The organism is Aeromonas sp. sif2433, from assembly GCF_019218705.1.
Taxonomy (GTDB): domain Bacteria; phylum Pseudomonadota; class Gammaproteobacteria; order Enterobacterales; family Aeromonadaceae; genus Aeromonas; species Aeromonas encheleia.
Genome location: NZ_JAHUXD010000001.1, coordinates 259,401 through 275,795, shown reverse-complemented (window position 1 = coordinate 275,795; position 16,395 = coordinate 259,401). Strand labels below are relative to the sequence as shown.

Annotated in this window: 14 protein-coding genes and 1 tRNA gene; all 15 read right to left on the bottom strand. The window is 65.9% G+C overall.

Going from position 1 to position 16,395, the window contains the following annotated elements:
* Positions 1-6 precede the first annotated feature (6 nt).
* On the bottom strand, positions 7-1,011 hold the full coding sequence (gene hypE, locus KW825_RS01160; RefSeq protein ID WP_218327938.1) for a hydrogenase expression/formation protein HypE: 1,005 nt from the start codon (positions 1,009-1,011) through the stop codon (positions 7-9).
* 91 nt (positions 1,012-1,102) lie between these two features.
* Positions 1,103-2,215, bottom strand: a complete 1,113-nt coding sequence (gene hypD / locus KW825_RS01155; RefSeq protein ID WP_218327937.1) for a hydrogenase formation protein HypD — start codon at positions 2,213-2,215, stop codon at positions 1,103-1,105.
* A complete protein-coding gene (locus KW825_RS01150) occupies positions 2,209-2,460 on the bottom strand; it encodes a HypC/HybG/HupF family hydrogenase formation chaperone (RefSeq protein ID WP_033130236.1) in 252 nt (83 codons plus the stop codon). Before KW825_RS01150 ends, hypD begins: the two co-directional genes overlap by 7 nt.
* Positions 2,461-2,469: 9 nt before the next feature.
* Positions 2,470-4,869, bottom strand: coding sequence for a carbamoyltransferase HypF (hypF, locus tag KW825_RS01145; protein ID WP_218327936.1), 2,400 nt, complete (start codon positions 4,867-4,869; stop codon positions 2,470-2,472).
* Positions 4,866-6,806, bottom strand: coding sequence for a SelB C-terminal domain-containing protein (locus tag KW825_RS01140; RefSeq protein ID WP_218327935.1), 1,941 nt, complete (start codon positions 6,804-6,806; stop codon positions 4,866-4,868). Before KW825_RS01140 ends, hypF begins: the two co-directional genes overlap by 4 nt.
* Before the next feature lie 4 nt (positions 6,807-6,810).
* Positions 6,811-8,205 carry an L-seryl-tRNA(Sec) selenium transferase gene (gene selA, locus KW825_RS01135; protein WP_218327934.1) on the bottom strand — a complete coding sequence of 465 codons (1,395 nt, stop codon included), beginning with the start codon at positions 8,203-8,205 and terminating at the stop codon, positions 6,811-6,813.
* Between the two features lie 203 nt (positions 8,206-8,408).
* A tRNA-Sec gene (locus tag KW825_RS01130) sits at positions 8,409-8,500 on the bottom strand.
* Between the two features lie 188 nt (positions 8,501-8,688).
* Positions 8,689-9,183 (bottom strand): hydrogenase maturation peptidase HycI, encoded by a 495-nt coding sequence (gene hycI / locus KW825_RS01125; protein WP_218327933.1) that lies wholly within the window; start codon positions 9,181-9,183, stop codon positions 8,689-8,691.
* Positions 9,183-9,596, bottom strand: coding sequence for a formate hydrogenlyase maturation HycH family protein (locus KW825_RS01120; protein ID WP_218327932.1), 414 nt, complete (start codon positions 9,594-9,596; stop codon positions 9,183-9,185). The genes hycI and KW825_RS01120 overlap by 1 nt, the downstream gene beginning before the upstream one ends.
* The gene (locus KW825_RS01115) at positions 9,589-10,404 is read right to left on the bottom strand and encodes an NADH-quinone oxidoreductase subunit B family protein (RefSeq protein ID WP_033130241.1); all 816 of its coding nucleotides are present in this window, start codon (positions 10,402-10,404) and stop codon (positions 9,589-9,591) included. The genes KW825_RS01120 and KW825_RS01115 overlap by 8 nt, the downstream gene beginning before the upstream one ends.
* Complete coding sequence (locus KW825_RS01110; RefSeq protein WP_218327931.1) at positions 10,404-10,943, bottom strand: formate hydrogenlyase complex iron-sulfur subunit; 540 nt, start codon at positions 10,941-10,943, stop codon at positions 10,404-10,406. The genes KW825_RS01115 and KW825_RS01110 overlap by 1 nt, the downstream gene beginning before the upstream one ends.
* A 9-nt stretch (positions 10,944-10,952) precedes the next feature.
* Positions 10,953-12,671, bottom strand: a complete 1,719-nt coding sequence (locus KW825_RS01105; RefSeq protein WP_033130242.1) for an NADH-quinone oxidoreductase subunit C — start codon at positions 12,669-12,671, stop codon at positions 10,953-10,955.
* Between the two features lie 62 nt (positions 12,672-12,733).
* Positions 12,734-13,687 carry a respiratory chain complex I subunit 1 family protein gene (locus tag KW825_RS01100; RefSeq protein ID WP_033130243.1) on the bottom strand — a complete coding sequence of 318 codons (954 nt, stop codon included), beginning with the start codon at positions 13,685-13,687 and terminating at the stop codon, positions 12,734-12,736.
* Positions 13,687-15,576 carry a hydrogenase 4 subunit B gene (gene hyfB, locus KW825_RS01095; RefSeq protein ID WP_218327930.1) on the bottom strand — a complete coding sequence of 630 codons (1,890 nt, stop codon included), beginning with the start codon at positions 15,574-15,576 and terminating at the stop codon, positions 13,687-13,689. Before hyfB ends, KW825_RS01100 begins: the two co-directional genes overlap by 1 nt.
* Positions 15,576-16,238 (bottom strand): 4Fe-4S dicluster domain-containing protein, encoded by a 663-nt coding sequence (locus KW825_RS01090; RefSeq protein ID WP_218327929.1) that lies wholly within the window; start codon positions 16,236-16,238, stop codon positions 15,576-15,578. The genes hyfB and KW825_RS01090 overlap by 1 nt, the downstream gene beginning before the upstream one ends.
* Between the last annotated feature and the right edge of the window lie 157 nt (positions 16,239-16,395).

The window sequence follows — 16,395 nt, the reverse complement described above, 5'->3', positions numbered from 1 at the left end:
GGGTGCTTAGCAGATGCGGGGGAGCAGCTCGCCCTGTGGCAGTTCGAGATAACGGCGGCTGCCCCAGGGGTTGTTGAGGATCACCTTGTGCTGGGTGCTCTCTTTCACCACCCCGATCCGGCTGGCGGAGGGGTTGAAGGCGCGCAGCAGCGCCAGCGCGGCGTCCGCCTGCTCGGCTGGCAGGGCCAGCACCATGGTGCCTTCGTTGGCGAGATCATGAGGCTCGAAGCCGTACAGCTCGCACAGGCCGCGCACCGGATCGCACACCGGAATGGCGGACTCTTCCAGCTCGATGGCGACCCCGGAGGCGGTGCTCCATTCGTTGAGCACGGCGGCGAGCCCGCCCCGGGTGGCATCGCGCAGGGCGTGGGGGGTGAGCCCCGCTTGCAGCAGTGCCTCGACCTGGGGCCAGAGGGTGGTGCAGTCGCTCTTGAGCGCGGAGCCCAGCTGCAGGGCGTCGCGGGCCATCAGGATGCAGGCGCCGTGGCTGCCGATATCCCGCGACACCAGGATGGCGTCATCGGGCTTGAGGTTGCGCACCGAGATCCCCCGGCTCTGTTCGGGCAGGGGGAAGGTGCCGACCCCGCTGGTGTTGATGAACAGCTTGTCCGCCGTCCCCCTCGGCACCACCTTGGTGTCGCCGCAGACGATGCGGGCGCCGCTCTTGGTCAGTTCGGAGGCCATGGACTCGACGATGCGGGCGAGATCGGCGTAGGGGAAGCCCTCCTCGATGATGAAGCTGCAGCTCAGGTACTCGGGCCTGGCCCCCATCATGGCGAGATCGTTGACGGTGCCGGCGATGGCCAGCTTGCCGATGTCGCCCCCCTCGAAGAAGAGCGGGGAGACGGTGAAGCTGTCGGTGGTGAAGGCGACGGGGCCTTGCACCGGCAGCAGGGCCGCGTCTTCACCGCGCAGCAGGATCTCGTTGCCGAAGTGGCGGAAGAAGAGCTGGTTGATCAGCTGGTTCATCTCGACACCGCCGCCACCGTGGCTAAGTTGAATCTCTCTCATCGGGATGGGGTCTCCAGACCGTGATAGAAGCAGACGGGTTCATCTCGACCCATCACCCGACCACAGTGGCTAAGTTGAATTTCTCTCATGCTCATTGGATCCCCATATAGCGGTAGTAGGCGTTGCAGGCCCCCTCTGAGCTGACCATGCAGCTGCCCATGGGCTGGGTCGGGGTGCAGCCCCGGCCGAAGACCTTGCACTGGTTCGGCTTGGCCAGCCCGCGCAATATGTCGGCGCACTGACACGCCTTGTGATCGTCGATGGGGGTCTGGCTGAGCTGGAAGTGGCGCTCCGCATCGCGGGCGGCGAAGGCGTCCCGCAGGCGCAGGGCGGAGGCGTTGATGTCGCCGAGGCCGCGCCAGCGAAAGTGCTCGCGGGTCTCGAAATAATGGGCCACCAGCCGCTGGGCGGCCTGGTTGCCGCTGGCGGTGACGGCGCGGCTGTACTGCACCTCCAGCGCGCAGCGTCCCTCCACCTTCTGGCGCACCATCATCAGCAGCGCCTCCATCACGTCCACCGGCTCGAAGCCGCTCACCACCACCGGCACCCGATAGCGCTCGACGATCGGCAGATAGATGTCGGCGCCGGTGATGACGCTGACGTGGGAGGGGCCGATGAAGGCGTTCACCTTGGCGACCCCATCGGCCATCACGGCGTGAATGGCGGGGGGCACCAGCACATGGTTGATATGAAACAGCAGGTTATTCACCCCCGCTGCGTCAGCCGCCGCCAGCAGCGCGGCCGTCATGGGGGTGGAGGTCTCGAAGCCGATGGCGAAGAAAACCACCGTCTTGTCCGGGTTCTCGGTGGCGATGCGCAGGGCATCGAGCGGGTCGTAGACCGGGCGGATGTCGCTGCCCCTGGCCCGCTGCTGGGCCAAGGATCCCTTGGAGCTCGGCACCCGGATCATGTCCCCCAGGGTGACCAGGATGACATCGGGCTGACCGGCCAGCTCGATGGCCTGATCGATGCGCTCCTTGGGCATCACGCAGACCGGGCAGCCGGGGCCGTGGACGAATTCGATGCTGTCCGGCAGCAGCTGGGGCAGGCCGTATTTCATGATGGTGTGGGTATGGCCGCCGCACACCTCCATCACCCGCAGGGGTTCGGGCATATCCTTGGCCAGAGCGTGGATCTGGGCGGCGAGGGCGCGGATCACCTCGGGCTGGCGAAAGCCCTGAAACAGGTCATTGAGCGTCAGCATGGCAGTATGTCCTGCTTGGGCATCAGCGCCACCATCTGGCGGAAGCTCTCCAGGCTGGCCTGGGCCTCCTCCTCGTCAATCTTGCTCATCACGAAACCGATGTGGAGCAGCACATAGTCCCCCAGGGCCAGGGGATCCTCGAGCAGCATACAGCTGACCCGGCGCTGCACCCCCAGGGTGTCGACGGTGACGCAGTTATCTTCGGGGTGCAGCTGCACCACCTGAGAGGGAATGGAAAGGCACATGGGAGACTCCTAAATGGCGGGGGAGAGGGGCTTGGCCCTCTCCTTCGCAACATGGTGGATGGCAAACCAGAGCTGGCCCGCGGCGATGCCGCCGTCGTTGAGGGGCAGGGTCTGGCTTATCAAGACCTCGCGCCCGGCCTCGGCGAGGCGGGGGAGGAGCTGGTCCATCAGCACGCGATTCTGGAAGACGCCGCCCCCCAGCGCCACAGGGTGGGCGGGGAAGCGCTGGCTCAGGGTGAGGATGAGCTCGCCGATGGCGCGGATAAAGCCGGCGGCCAGCCTGGCGGCCTCGACGCTGGCGCGCCGTTGCAGCAGCTCGGCCAGCAGCGGCGCCCACTCGATCAGCAGGGGGCCGTCTTCTTGGTCGGTGATCCCGAATTGCAGCGGCCAGGGCGCGGCACCGGGCGCGAGTCGCAGCGCCGCCGCCTCCAGCAGCAGCCCCGCCTCGCCCTCGTAGTCGGGGGTATCGATCAGGCCGAGCAGGGCGGCGACCCCATCGAACAGCCGGCCCATGGAGCTGGTATGGGGGGCGTTGCGGCCGAGGCGCCACAGCTGGTGCAGGTTATTGATCCGATCGGCGGGCAGCTGGTCGATCACCGCAATATTCAGCTCGCCGATCTCGCCCGGGGTCGCGGATTCAAACAGCAGCCCCAGCAGCTGGCGTACCGGCTCGCGGATGGCGGCTTCGCCACCGATCAGCCGAAATGGCCGCAGGTGCGCCACTCGCTCAAACCCCTGCACGTCGGCGATCAGCAGCTCGCCCCCCCAGAGGGTGCCGTCGTCGCCGAGGCCAGTGCCATCGAAGGCGAAGCCGAGCACGGGCCCGCTGTGGTCATGCTCGGCCATCACCCCTAGCAGGTGGGCGTGGTGGTGCTGCACCTCGAGATGGGTCGCACCCTGCTCCGCGCAATAGTCCTTGGCCCACTGGTGGCTCAGATAACCCGGGTGGCGGTCCGACACCAGCAGGGTTGGGTTGAGATCGTAGAGCTCGCGGAAGGTGGCCAGGGTCTGCTCGAAGTGGGCCTGCATCGGCAGGCTGTGCAGATCGCCGATATGGGGGCTGTAGATGCGCTGGCGGCCGAAGGCGAGCGCCAGCTGGTTCTTCTGCTGCGCCCCGACCGCCAGCACTGGGGTGCTGACCGGCGCTTTCAGGCTGGGGGTGCAGGGGGCATAACCCCGGGCGAGGCGCAGAGTCTGGCGCCTGCCGCCGGCCCACTGCACCAGGCTGTCGTCGCAGGGGTGCAGTATGGGGCGATCGTGATCCAGGATGCCGTCGATCTGGCTCCCGAGCTCAGCTATCACCGCCTCGCACTCGATGAGGATCGGGCTGCCGCGGCCATTGGCGCTGGTGGCCACCAGCGGCATGGCGCAGGTCTCCAGCAGCAGCTGGTGCAGCGGGGTGTAGGGCAGCATGACCCCCAGGTAGGGGATGCCGGGGGCGATGGCGTCGGCCAGCGGTATTGTGTCGGATGACTGCTGGTCAGGCTCCCGCTTGCGCAGCAGGGTGATGGGTCTTGGCTGGGAGCAGAGCAGCGCCCACTCGGCCTCGCTGCCGGTCACGTGCAAGCGCGCCTCTTCGAGGGATCCCATCATCACCGCCAGCGGCTTGCGCGCGCGGCGCTTGAGCTGGCGCAGCCGGGCCACGGTCAGTTCATTGCGGGCATCACACATCAGGTGGTAGCCCCCCATCCCCTTGACCGCGACCAGGGCTCCCGCTTGCAGGGCCTGGGCGGCCATTTTCAGGGCATCCTCGCGCTCGACCAGGGCATCACCCTTGCCAGTGCGCCAGGTCAGATGCGGCCCGCACTGGGGGCAGCTCACCGGCTGGGCGTGGTAGCGCCTGTCCAGGGGATCCTCATAGGCACTGGCGCAGCGCGGGCACATGGCGAAGCTGGCCATGGCGGTGTGGGGTCTGTCGTAGGGGAGGCGGCGAATGATGCTGTAGCGCGGGCCGCAGTGGGTGCAGTTGGTGAAGGGGTAGCAATGGTGGCGATCCGCCGGATTGGCAATGTCCCGGGCGCAGGCCTCGCACATCCCCTGATCCGGCGAGATGGCGACCGTGGCCGCGCTCTGCTGCTGGCTGGCCCTGATATGAAACTGGCCATCGAAATCGGGGTCGCTCGTCGGCGGCAGCGCCCGCTGGTCGAAGCTGTCGATGCGGCTGAGCGGCGGTGCCAGCGCCCGCAGGTCGCGGCCAAAGGCGGCGAGCTGTTCGGAAGAGCCTTGCGCCCCTATGGTGACGCCGCTGGCGTCGTTGAGCACATAGCCGGTGAGGCGATGGCGCAGGGCCAGGCCATAGACGAAGGGGCGAAAGCCGACCCCCTGCACTATGCCGTTGATCTGAAACTCGAGGCGCAGCGGGGCGCTCGCCTCTGGCGGCAGGGTCATCGGGGTAGTGGGCGCCGTCATGCCGGCGTCTCGTCAGCCAGGGGATTGCCATCGGGCAGGCGCAGCACCCGGCGATCGTTGTCTTCCCGTCGCACCCAGCCGTCCATCTCCATGCGCAGGCAGAAGGGGATGGCGTATTTGCGCGACAGGCCGGTGATCTCCTTGAGCGAGCCCATGTCGATCAGATCCCCGACCCGCTGGCCTGCCAGCACGGCCCGTACCATGTGGTGATAGAGTTCGGCATCGTAGTAGATGGGACCTTCCAGCTGTATCAGGTAGGTGAGCCTTGCCAGATTGCGCAACTGCTTTTGCAGCGCCCCCTTTTGCCGTAAACCGGCCGGCAGGGTGAGATGACGCACCGGGTCTATCTCCACACCGCCGGGGCCCAGTTTACCGGGCTGGTAGCCCTCCTTGCCTTGATCTCGCACCAGTTTGAGCACCAACAGTGCCTCTTCCCCGAGATCGTCTTCCGACTCGCCACCGCCGGGTTGCCACTTGTCGTGGTGCAGCCGGATCCGTTGCTCGGCCTTGAGCGCCAGCAACAGTTGTTGGGTAGCCTCGGGGTTGATGCGCAGCCTGCCGGCGAGCTCGACGCCGCTCAATGGCTCGGCCTGCAGGGCGGCCAGCATGGCCTCGCGAGTCTGCGCCAGCCAGGACTGGCTCATCATCCAGTCGCCCTGCTGCACAGCCCCGGCGGGAGGCACGTCAAAGCGGTCGGCGGGGGCATAGCCATTGAGCCCCAGCTGCAGGGTGGCGGGGTTGTGGCCCGCGAGATCCTCCGGCAACGCCCGCAGCAGGGCGTGCAGCGCCTTGCGCCTGGCGGGGGAGATGTCGCCGCACCAGAGGATGCGGGCGCCGTGCAGCAGCTCGCTGCTGCCGTGGCGGATGATGGCGAGCGGCTGGCCGAAGAAGCAGGGCAGGGGACTGGTGAAGACGAGGCGGGCGAGCCCAGGGTGATCGGCATCCTCTGTGTCAGCGTCGCGGATATAGATCAGCTGGGCCCGGCCATGCCAGCTCCCCAGCGCCACCTCGACCTCCTTGTTGCGCAGAGAGGTGCGCAGTTCTTTGCTGGATTGGCCATCGGCCTCCAGGCGCACTATCAGGTGGGTCGCCGCCTGACAGTCCCCGGCCGCGCTGCCGAGGCAGTGGCCGCGGGCCACCTCCTTGTGGGGCACCTTTTTCAGCCCCACCGCCACCCGGCAGACGGCGCCTATCTCGTCGACGCTCTGGTGATAGGCCTGCAGGGAGCGCACCTGCACCTCCCGATCGGCGGGGTAGAGGCGCAGCTTGTCCCCCACCTTGAGGCTGCCCTGCTGCAGGGTGCCGGTGAGCACAGTGCCGGTGCCGCTGGCGGTGAAGACCCTGTCCACATAGAGGCGCGGTGACGCCTCTTCACGAGAGCGGCGCGGCGCGCCCTGTTCGCGGGCAGTTTGCGATTCTTGTACATCGGCAAGCTGGCCCACGATGGCGGCGTGCAGGCCGTCGATGTTGTCGCCGCTCTTGGCGCTGACGCAGACGATGTCGGGCACCATGGCGCTCTCGTCCATCACCCGCTCCAGCAGCGTCTCCTCCAGCAGTTCAAGCTCGTCGGGGCTCACCAGATCGCACTTGTTGATGCAGACCAGCAGGCGCGGCACCCCCATGGCCTTGAGCAGGCGCAGGTGATCGCCGGTCATCGGCATCCAGCCCTCGTCGGCGGCGATGACCAAGAGCACCAGATCCAGGCTCCAGAGCCCCGCCACCATGTTGCGGACATAGCGCTCGTGACCGGGCACGTCGATCACCCCTATGGTGTTGCCCTGGCCGTCGTCGAAGTGGGCGAAGCCGAGATCCTGGGTCATGCCGATGGCCTGCTCGTGGGCGCGGGCCGTGGTGATGCCGGTGAGGGCCTTGATCAGCAGGGTCTTGCCGTGATCCACGTGGCCGGCGAGACCGATGACGGCGCGGTAGGAGGTCATGGGATCAGGGCTCCTGTGCGGCTGGCATGAGTAGCTCGCTCAGCTGGGCGATCAGCAGCGGCATGTCGTCCGCCAGCAGGCTGGCCATGTTGAGCAGCACCCTCTGCTGGCGCACCGTGGCGATCACCGGCACCGGCAGCTCCCGCAGCGCATCGAGCAACTGCTGGGCCGGGCGCGGGTCGCGGCACTCGAGCGCCGGGGCGGGGTAGAACTCGTCCGGCAGGGTGCCGCCGCCGACCACCAGCTGGGCGGGAACCTGTATAAAGCAACCGGGCAGGGCGGCCAGCAACTGGTCGGCCCTGGCCTGCATGGCGGCGGGGGAGCTCAGGGTGCGCTGGGCGATGCCGGCCCCAGTGGGGGACTTGTTGAGCTTGTGGATCAGCAGGCGCTCGAGCAGGGAGTAGACGATGCGGCTCGGGCGGAAGGTGCGCATCATGGGGTGCTTCTCCAGCCGCTTGATGAGATCCGCACGGCCGCCGATGATGCCGCACTGGGGCCCCCCCAGCAGCTTGTCGCCGGAGTAGCAGACCAGATCCGCCCCCGCCTTGAGGTACTGGCGCACCGAGGTCTCGTCCGGCGCGAACTCCTCGGTGGTGAGGCCTGAGCCCTGATCCACCGCCAGCACTATGTGATCCGGCAGGGCGCGGGCCACTTCGCCGATGTCGGGGGACTCGGTGAAGCCGCGAATGGCGAAGTTGGATCTGTGCACCATCAGCACCAGCGCGGTCTGATCGGTGATGGCATCGAGGTAGTCCCGGGCCGTGGTGATGTTGGTGGTGCCCACCTCCACCAGTTTGGCGCCGGACAGCGCCAGAATGTCCGGGATGCGAAAGCCGCCGCCTATCTGGATCTGCTCGCCCCGGGAGACGATCACCTCGCGCCCCTTGGCTATCTCCTGCAGCAACAGAAACAGCGAGGCCGCGTTGTTGTTCACCACCAGGGAGTCTTCGGCCTGGGTCAGGCAGGCGAGCAGGGGGGCGATCAGCCCCTTGCGCCCGCCGCGCTTGCCGGTGGCGAGATCCAGCTCCAGGTTGTTGTAACCGGTGTTGAGCTCGCGCACCTCGTCCCACAATTCGGCGCAGAGCGGCGAGCGCCCCAAATTGGTATGAACGAGCGTGCCGGTGGCGTTGATCAGCCGGGTCTGGCGCTGGCGCACCCACTGCCGGCAGCGGTTGTCGATCAGCCCTTCAAGCCGGGCGAGCGCCACCCCATGCTGGCGAAAGCCTTCGCTCTGGCGCAGCTCGCTCAAGGTGTCGCGCACCAGCTGGGTCACCAGCGGCCGGCTCAGCCGGGCGATATGGGGGGCGAGGAAGGCTTGCTGCAGCAGCTGTTCGACCTGTGGCAGGCGATGGCTTGGCTGGTCGATGGTTGACGCTTGAGGCTGTGACTGGTTCGGCATGGGGGTTACCAGGGCAGTGCGTGGGTGACGGATGCACACCGGTTTGCCGATAGATTGACGGGGTTGGCGGTTATTTGCGGGCGGACAACTTGCACAGAGTGTTAATGCTGAAACGGTTCTGACAAATTAATTTACGACCGAGGAAGCCATCCCGGAATAATATTGGCAAGCGGTATCTAGTCGATGCATCCAATATAGGAAAGTGGCGGAAGAGGCAGGAATCGAACCTGCCCGAGCCTTCTCGGCTCACATCGGTTTTGAAGACCGAGGAGGCCACCAGACCCCATCAACTTCCGCAGTGGCCGCCATTTTGGGGCAAGGCCTCCTGGCTGACAACGCTTTTTTTGCCATATAAAAACGGCATTTATATTATTTGAAGGAGAGTTGTTTTATATCAAAAACAGGGCGATTAGCCCGATGTTTTTATTTTAACATCGGGCGCCGATTAAATTCTTGACTGGCCGTTTTTAACAACTCGGTAAATTATAGTGCCGCGTCGTTGACCTTATTCCACTGGGCGAGCTGGCGGATTAACAACTTGGTATCCTTGGCGGTATCCAGATGTTGATGGAGGTAATCCATGGCGCCGCTCACCATCCCGGTCATGGGGAAGGAGAAGGCGACGATGGCGGGTTGCACCCCGACGAAGATCACCTCGGGCACGAAGCGCTTGAGCTCGTCGATGAGAAAGTTCAGCGGCATGTTGTGGGTCGAGAAGATGAACATGTCGGCTATGGTGTCGGGGGGGATCACCTTGAGGGTGCCCGCCTTCTCGCCGAGCTCGGCGGCATCCACCAGCAGCACCCGATCCGGTTTCAGCTCCCGTACCTGGTGCACCCTGTTCTCCGGCGCTATGCCGCCGTCGATATGGACCCAGCCGGGCAGGGGGGCGGCCTGCAGCTTTTCGGCCAGATAGGGGCCGGCGCCATCGTCGCCCATCATGGCATTGCCCACGGTCAACACGAGATTGCAGCCCATCAGCGGCTCCTTACCATCAGGTACATATGAGGATCGTTATGCAGGGCGGTGAGCTGGTTCATGAAAGTGTCGGTCCACTCCCGCTCCTGCTTGTTCAAGGCGCCTTCGGCCTGGCGCAGCCGGTCGAAGGCGCAGGCCAGCATGTGGCAATGCTCCCGATAGACGGTGATCTCGCCGAAGGTGAGGAAGCCCTCCATCTTGCGGCGCGCCTCGCTGCCGGCGGGCAGCTTGGCCACCCAGTCCCGGTAGCCGGCAAAGGGGCAGACCAGATCGGCGCAGAGGCAATCGACGATGCCGAGGTGGTGGCCGATGGCGAGGCTGTAGTACATCACCTCCTTCGCCTCCTCGGGCACGTCGAACTGCTCGTCCACAAACTTGCGGGAGAGGCGATAGAAGAACACCTGGTCAGCCATGGGCGACCTCTGCTTTCCCCGCCACCCGGTTGAGGCAGGCGTTGGCCAGGTTGTTGACGATCTCGGAGAGGCGCGGGTCGTCATGCTGGGCAAGGTAGCCCTGGATGCGCAGATCCACGTCCTGCTGGGTGGCCCCCTCCAGCAGCGCCATGAACTCGTCGGCGATGATGCGGCCCTGGCGGTAGCCCGCCATGCGGCGCGCCTCGCGCTCTATCATCACCCGGATCTCGCTCGGGATGCCGGTGTGGCGCAGCTCCACCCTCTCGCCCGCCTGCACCTCGTGGCTGGTGGCCTTGAGTTTCTGCTCCAGCAGGCCGAGCGCCACTGCGAAGCCGTAGATGGTGGCGGCCGGGGTGGGCGGGCAACCGGGGATGTAAACATCCACCGGCACTATCTTGTCGGTGCCGCCCCAGACGCAGTAGAGATCGTGGAAGATGCCGCCGTCACAGCCGCAGGCGCCGTAGGCGATGCAGATCTTGGGATCCGGGGCCGCCTCGTAGGCGCGCAGGGCCGGCACCCGCATGGCCCTGGTCACGGCGCCGGTGAACAGCAGGATGTCGGCGTGACGGGGGGAGGCAACCACCTTGATGCCGAACCGCTCGGCATCGAACAGCGGGGTGATGGTGGCGAAGATCTCGATCTCGCAGGCGTTGCAGCCGCCGCAGTCCACCCGATAGACATAGGCCGAGCGGCGAATGTCCTTGAGCAGGGTCTGCTTGAGACGGGTGATTTCCGGATCCTGTGCCAGCGGCACGGCGCGAGTATGGGCATCGCCGACAACTGCTTCTATGCCTTTGATCTTGCTCATCACATCGACTCCTGTTGGGTGAGCGTGGCGGCGCCTGATGCGGGCTGGCTCAGCATGCTCTGTTTGCGTTTGCAGTCGGGGCAGTGGTGCAACCGCTGTGGGTGGGCCAGCGGCTGGGCCGCCTGCGCCAGGGTGTCTTCCACCAGTGCCACCAGCCGGGCCGGGGCAAAGTAGGTGCCGCACAGGGAGCAGGGGGCCAGCGGGAAGCGGGCCTCCTCATAGAGATCGGCCTTGTTGGTCACCGCCAGCTCGAAGTTGGGGGAGAGGGCGATGGCGCGGGTCGGGCACACCTCCTCACAGCGGCCGCAGAAGATGCAGCGAGCGATGGAGAGCTCCCAGCGCCGCTCGCCGGTCTCCAGATCGGTCTCCATGATCAGCGCATTGGCCGGGCAGGCTTTGGTGCAGGCGGCGCAGGCGATGCACTTGTCGGCCTGGTATTCGGGCTTGCCGCGAAAATCCCGGTTCACCTCATAGGGGGCGAAGGGGTACTTGGCGGTCGGCGTGCCGGCCCGGAGTATGGTCTTGAACAGCTTGATCATGATGACCCCTTACTTGAGCGGAGAGTTTTTGCGATCGATACCGTAGCGCTCGATCTCCTTGTAGGAGACCACGGTGGATTTGCCCTTCTTGGGATCGACCAGGGTGACCCGATCGGTGCAGGAGTAGCAGGGATCCAGGCTGCCGATGATGAGGGGGGCATCCGCCACCGTGTTGCCCCGCAGCATGTAGCGCAGGGCGGGCCAGTTGGCGTAGGTGGCGGCGCGGCAGCGCCAGCGGAACAGCTTCTGGTTGTCCCCGGTCATGCTCCAGTGCACGTTCTCGCCACGGGGCGCCTCGGTGAAGCCCAGCGCAAACTTGCCCGGCTGGTAGGTGAAGCCCTCGGTGAGCAGCGGCCCTTCCGGCAGGTGCTGCAGGCCGAATTCGATCATGTCGAGGGAGTCGTAGAGCTCGTGGATCCGCACCAGCACCCGGGACTGTACGTCGCAGCCCGCCAGCGTCTGGATCTCCATCGGCAGCTCGCGGTAGGCGGCGAAGTCGTGCACCCGGCGCACGTCGCGCTTGAAGCCGCTGGCCCGCACCATGGGGCCGACGCAGCTGAAGTCGCGGGCCACTTGTGGATCGAGGCGGCCGATCCCCACCAGACGGGAGGAGATGTTGGCGGTGTCGAGCAGCATGGCCACCAGGGGCTTGAGCTCGTCGCGCAGTTCGCGCACCAGCTGGGTGCCCTTGATGCGATCCTCCTTGAAGATGTCGCGGCGCACCCCGCCGATGAGGTTGAGGCCATAGGTCTTGCGCGCCCCGGTCAGCAGCTCGGCCAGGGTCATGGATTTCTCCCGCACCCGGAAGAACTGCATGAAGCCGGTGTCGAAGCCGGTGAAGTGGCTCGACAGGCCGATGTTGAGGATGTGGCTGTGCAGCCGCTCCACCTCCAGCAGCACGGCGCGGATCATCTTGGCCCGCTCCGGCACCTGGATGCCCATGGCGTTCTCCACCGAGGTGGTGTAGGCGACGCTGTGGGTGAAGCCGCAGATGCCGCACACCCGATCGGTGAGGAAGGCCACCTCGTTGTAGCCCATGCGGGTTTCCGCCAGCTTCTCCATGCCACGATGGACATAGAACAGCCGGTAGTCGGCGTCGATGATGTCCTCGCCGTCCACGAACAGCCGGAAGTGACCCGGCTCGTCCGAGGTGATGTGCAGCGGGCCCACCGGCACTATGCGGTTGGCCTCGTTGCCCAGCTCGTTTACGAAGGGGTAGGTCTCGGTGTCGGTGGTGGGCATGGGGCGCTGGCGGTAATCCATGGCGTCTTTTCGCAGCGGATGGATGTCTTCGGGCCAGTCATCGGGCAGCACCAGCCGGCGCTCGTCCGGCAGGCCCACGGCGCGCAGGCCGTACATGTCGCGGATCTCCCGCTCGCCCCACACCGCCGCCGGGATGGTGGGGGTGATGGAGGGGTACTCCTGCTCTATGGCGTTGACCAGTACCTTGACGGTGATCCAGCTCTTGGTCTCCCCCTCCATGGAGAAGACGTGGTAGACGGCGAAGTGGCCGTTCAGGCTGCGCTCGTCGTTGGCGAAGGAGACCGACAGCCAGCCGCCCAGCTTGTGGAACAGCAGGCTGGTGAGGGCCACCAGATCCGTGGGCTTGACGGTCAGGGTGGCCTGGTCGACGGTCTGCCACTGCTCGTCGATGATGGCGTGGGGCAGTTGCTGTCGCAGCTGCTGGATGTAGTCGCAACCGATGCGATCCATGATGGCGATGGTCATGCAGTTCTCACTTTAAAATCGGAAAATATGAAATCGGAAAAAGCGGCTGTGGCGGGCATGGCTCAGATCCCGACCAGATAGGCGAGCAGGGCCAGCAGGGCCAGCCCCAGGCCATAGCGTGTCAGCTTGTGGGTGCGCACGAACTGGGTGCGGGCCATGGCGTTTTCGATGAGGCCCGCCAGTGCGAAGGCCACCAGCAGCTTGCAGGCGAGGATCAGCGCCGCCACCGCCAGCGCGGGCAGGCTCCAGTCCGCCGCCTTGCCGAAGGGGAGGAAAATCACCAGGAAGAGTTGCACCACCACCAGCTGCTTGAGGCCAAGGCCGAGCTTGAGCAGGGCCAGGCCGGCGCCGGAATACTCGGTGAGCGGCCCCTCTTGCAGCTCCTGCTCGGCTTCCGCGCAGTCAAAGGGCAGCTTGCCCATCTCGACGAAGACCGCGAAGGCACAGGCGGCGCCCGCCAGCAGGGTGGCGACCGGGGCGGCCAGCGGCTGGGTGGCCACATAGGTGCTGATGTTGCCGAGATCCGAGCTGCCCACCATCATCGCCATGATGAAGCAGGCCAGCACCAGGATGGGCTCGACCAGGATCCCCAGGGTCAGCTCGCGGCGGGCACCTATGCCGGCAAACATGCTGCCGCTGTCGAGCCCCGCCAGGGAGAAGAAGAAGCGGAAGATGGCGAACAGGTAGATGTCGGTGATGAGATCACCGGCGATGGGGAAGGGGGATTCATGGGTCAGGGTCGGCAGCGCCATGGCCACCAGCAGCAAGGCGGCGATGAGCACCGCCGGCATCAGGTTGAAGATGATGCCGGCAGGCTCGGGGGTGACCTCCTGGCGGCGCAGCAGTTTCCCGATATCGCGGTAATCCTGCAGCAGGCCGGGCCCCTGGCGCGAGTGCATCTTGGCACGCAGCACCCGGTTGAAGCCGGTGGCGAGCGGAGCCAGCGCCAGCATGGCGATGGCCTGGGTGAGGGCCAGGGCAAGCATGCCCCAGCTTGGCATTTCGAGAGCGGGCATCATTGAACTCCAACAGCCATCAGGATAAAGAGCACCAGCACCAGGCCATGGAGCAGCCAGCCAGCGGGGGACGGCGCCGCGCTCACCCCTTGCAGCGAGCTGGCGAGATCGAGGCGCGGACGCTGCCGATAGAGGGGGGCGCAGATCTGGCGCAGGGTATGGGTGACACCGCCGGAGGTGAGGCTCATGCGCTCCTCATAGGCGTAACCGCAGGCCCAGGGAGTGCCGGCGTGACGACGAGCCAGCTTGGGCCCTTTGAACAGCGCCAGGATCAGCAGCGGCACCAGCAGCAGGCCGAGCAGGGTGAGGGCAATCACCGGCGGGGAGAGGATCGCCTGAGCGCTATCGAGCGGCAGCAGGGTGGCACCGGTCGCTACCTGGCTCGCCACTTGCTCGGCGAGCAGCGCCTGGCCGTAGCCGTTGACCAGGGGGGCAATCCAGGGGGCGCCCAGCCCCAGCACCAGACAGACCGCCGCCAGCAGCAGGGTGCCCGCCACCATGGTGCTGGGCACTTCGCGGGCCTGACTCGCCTTCTCGCTGCGCGGGGCGCCGCAGAAGCAGATGCCATAGACCTTGACGAAGCACATCACCGCCATGGCGCCGGTCACCGCCAGCATCACCACCGCCAGCGGAGCCACCACCGAGGTGCCGAGTTTTGTCATGGAGAGCAGGGCCTGATAGATGAACCACTCGCTGACGAAGCCGTTGAGCGGCGGCAGCGCCGAGATGGCCATGGCGCCGATGAGGAACGCCAGCGCGGTCCAGGGCATCAGCTTGGCGAGGCCGCCCATCTTGTCCATGTCACGGGTGTGGAGGCGGAACATCACAGATCCTGTGCCCATAAAGAGCAGGCTCTTGAAGATGGCGTGGTTGAGCAGGTGATAGAGGGCGCCGAGCAGCCCCAGCACCACCAGAGTCGGTTGCTGATTGGCCAGGCCAATCATGCCGATCCCCATTCCCATCAGGATGATGCCGATGTTCTCCACCGTGTGGTAGGCGAGCAGCCGCTTGAGATCGTGCTCGGCGAGCGCAAACAGCACCCCGAGCACCGCCGAGCAGGCACCGAAGATCAGCACCATGTAGCCCCACCAGAGCTGGCTGGCGCCGAGAAAATCGATGGCTACCCGCAAGATGCCAAACAGACCCAGTTTGACCATGACCCCGGACATCAGCGCCGAGATATGGGAGGGGGCGACGGGCTCGGCCACCGGCAACCAGCCGTGCAGCGGCACGAAGCCGGCGCGCAGGCCGAAGCCGCAGAAGCTGAGCAGGAACACCAGCGAGGCCAGGGCGCCGCCGAGGTGATGCTCGCGCAGCACGCTGAATTCCAGACTGCCGCTGCCCTGGCAGAGCAACCAGAAGGCGACCAGCACCAGCGCCATGCCGATGTGGTTCATCACCAGATAGAGGCGGCTCTGCTTGGCGGCGTCCGGGTTGGTCTTGACCAGCCAGTAGCTGGTGAGCGTCACCAGCTCGTAGCTGAGCAGGAAGCCCAGCGCGTTGTCGCACAGCACCATGGCGACCATGGCGAACAGGAAGAGGTTCATCAGCACGCCTATGCTGACGTCCCCCTTGCCCTGGTACTCCTTGATGTAGGCAAAGGAGTAGAGCGCCACCGCCACACCGACCAGCGTGATCACCAAGAGCATCAGCGCCGCCAGCATGTCGAGGTGCACCGAGCCCAGCAGCCAGAGGGCGCCGTCAATGGGGGTGCCCCGCGCCAGGGTCTGTCCGGCGACCATGACACCGCAGAGGGAGCCCAGCAGGGCGAAGCCGCTGTTGAGGCGGTTGGCGAGGGCGGCGCTGTTCAGCAGCCAGCCTGCGGCGGCGCCCAGCAGCGCGCCTGCCAGAAGGAGCAACAGGGTGCCCAGTAGAAGAGGGGGCAGCATCAGCGATCTCCCTTGGCTGTCAATGAGTGCGGTGAAGAGGGCGAGGCCGTGGCACTGAATGCGGGGGCGCCTTCCGGATGGGATTGGGCGGCCTGCAGGCGACGCTCGCGGGCGGTGTGGGCGCTGTCGTCCTCGCTCACCAGGGTCAGCGCCTGAGAGGGGCAGGCATCGATGCAGGCCGGGCCCTCTTCGCGAAACGCGCAGAGATCGCATTTGACCGCGATGGCGCGCACGCCGGGCTCCCAGCTCAGCAAGTCTTCCCCGAAGCAGCGCAGGCCGGCGGAGGTGGAGGGGTTGCTGGAGCGCACCGAGCAGGGGATGTAGCTGTCATAGCTGGTGGCCATGGCCACCGGACGGCTGCCGCCGCTGCTGATGGCGCCGAAGGGGCAGGCCACGGCGCACAGGTTGCAGCCGATGCAGAGCGACTCGTTCAGTTGCACCGCATCCGCGGTCTGGCAGATGGCCTCGACCGGGCACACCTTGATGCAGGGGGCGTCGTCACAGTGACGGCACTGAACCGGCATGGTCGCCTGCTCGTGTCGCATGACGGTTAATCGGGGGGCCTGTTGCAAACCCTTGGCCTTGTGAACCGTGCTGCAGGCCGCCATACAGGTGCCACAACCGATACAAAGTTTGGGATCAGCGATAACGAAGCGGTTCATAGCCTACCTTGTCGTGTCGCGAACGGAGAAAGTAGGGGCAGAATGGCAAGATGCGGGCCAGATTGTGTGTGGCGCTGGGAATGAGTTTAACTGGCTGTTTTCATGTGTATTTTAATTTTGTCTAGGGGTGTGTCACAGAGGCGGGCAACTGTCGAAC

What these genes read in the sequence shown, in the direction of transcription:
- hypE (WP_218327938.1), bottom strand. Translation starts at nt 1,011, where the DNA reads ATGAGAGAGATTCAACTTAGCCACGGTGGCGGCGGTGTCGAGATGAAC.
- hypD (WP_218327937.1), bottom strand. Translation starts at nt 2,215, where the DNA reads ATGCTGACGCTCAATGACCTGTTTCAGGGCTTTCGCCAGCCCGAGGTG.
- KW825_RS01150 (WP_033130236.1), bottom strand. Translation starts at nt 2,460, where the DNA reads ATGTGCCTTTCCATTCCCTCTCAGGTGGTGCAGCTGCACCCCGAAGAT.
- hypF (WP_218327936.1), bottom strand. Translation starts at nt 4,869, where the DNA reads ATGACGGCGCCCACTACCCCGATGACCCTGCCGCCAGAGGCGAGCGCC.
- KW825_RS01140 (WP_218327935.1), bottom strand. Translation starts at nt 6,806, where the DNA reads ATGACCTCCTACCGCGCCGTCATCGGTCTCGCCGGCCACGTGGATCAC.
- selA (WP_218327934.1), bottom strand. Translation starts at nt 8,205, where the DNA reads ATGCCGAACCAGTCACAGCCTCAAGCGTCAACCATCGACCAGCCAAGC.
- hycI (WP_218327933.1), bottom strand. Translation starts at nt 9,183, where the DNA reads ATGGGCTGCAATCTCGTGTTGACCGTGGGCAATGCCATGATGGGCGAC.
- KW825_RS01120 (WP_218327932.1), bottom strand. Translation starts at nt 9,596, where the DNA reads ATGGCTGACCAGGTGTTCTTCTATCGCCTCTCCCGCAAGTTTGTGGAC.
- KW825_RS01115 (WP_033130241.1), bottom strand. Translation starts at nt 10,404, where the DNA reads ATGAGCAAGATCAAAGGCATAGAAGCAGTTGTCGGCGATGCCCATACT.
- KW825_RS01110 (WP_218327931.1), bottom strand. Translation starts at nt 10,943, where the DNA reads ATGATCAAGCTGTTCAAGACCATACTCCGGGCCGGCACGCCGACCGCC.
- KW825_RS01105 (WP_033130242.1), bottom strand. Translation starts at nt 12,671, where the DNA reads ATGACCATCGCCATCATGGATCGCATCGGTTGCGACTACATCCAGCAG.
- KW825_RS01100 (WP_033130243.1), bottom strand. Translation starts at nt 13,687, where the DNA reads ATGCCCGCTCTCGAAATGCCAAGCTGGGGCATGCTTGCCCTGGCCCTC.
- hyfB (WP_218327930.1), bottom strand. Translation starts at nt 15,576, where the DNA reads ATGCTGCCCCCTCTTCTACTGGGCACCCTGTTGCTCCTTCTGGCAGGC.
- KW825_RS01090 (WP_218327929.1), bottom strand. Translation starts at nt 16,238, where the DNA reads ATGAACCGCTTCGTTATCGCTGATCCCAAACTTTGTATCGGTTGTGGC.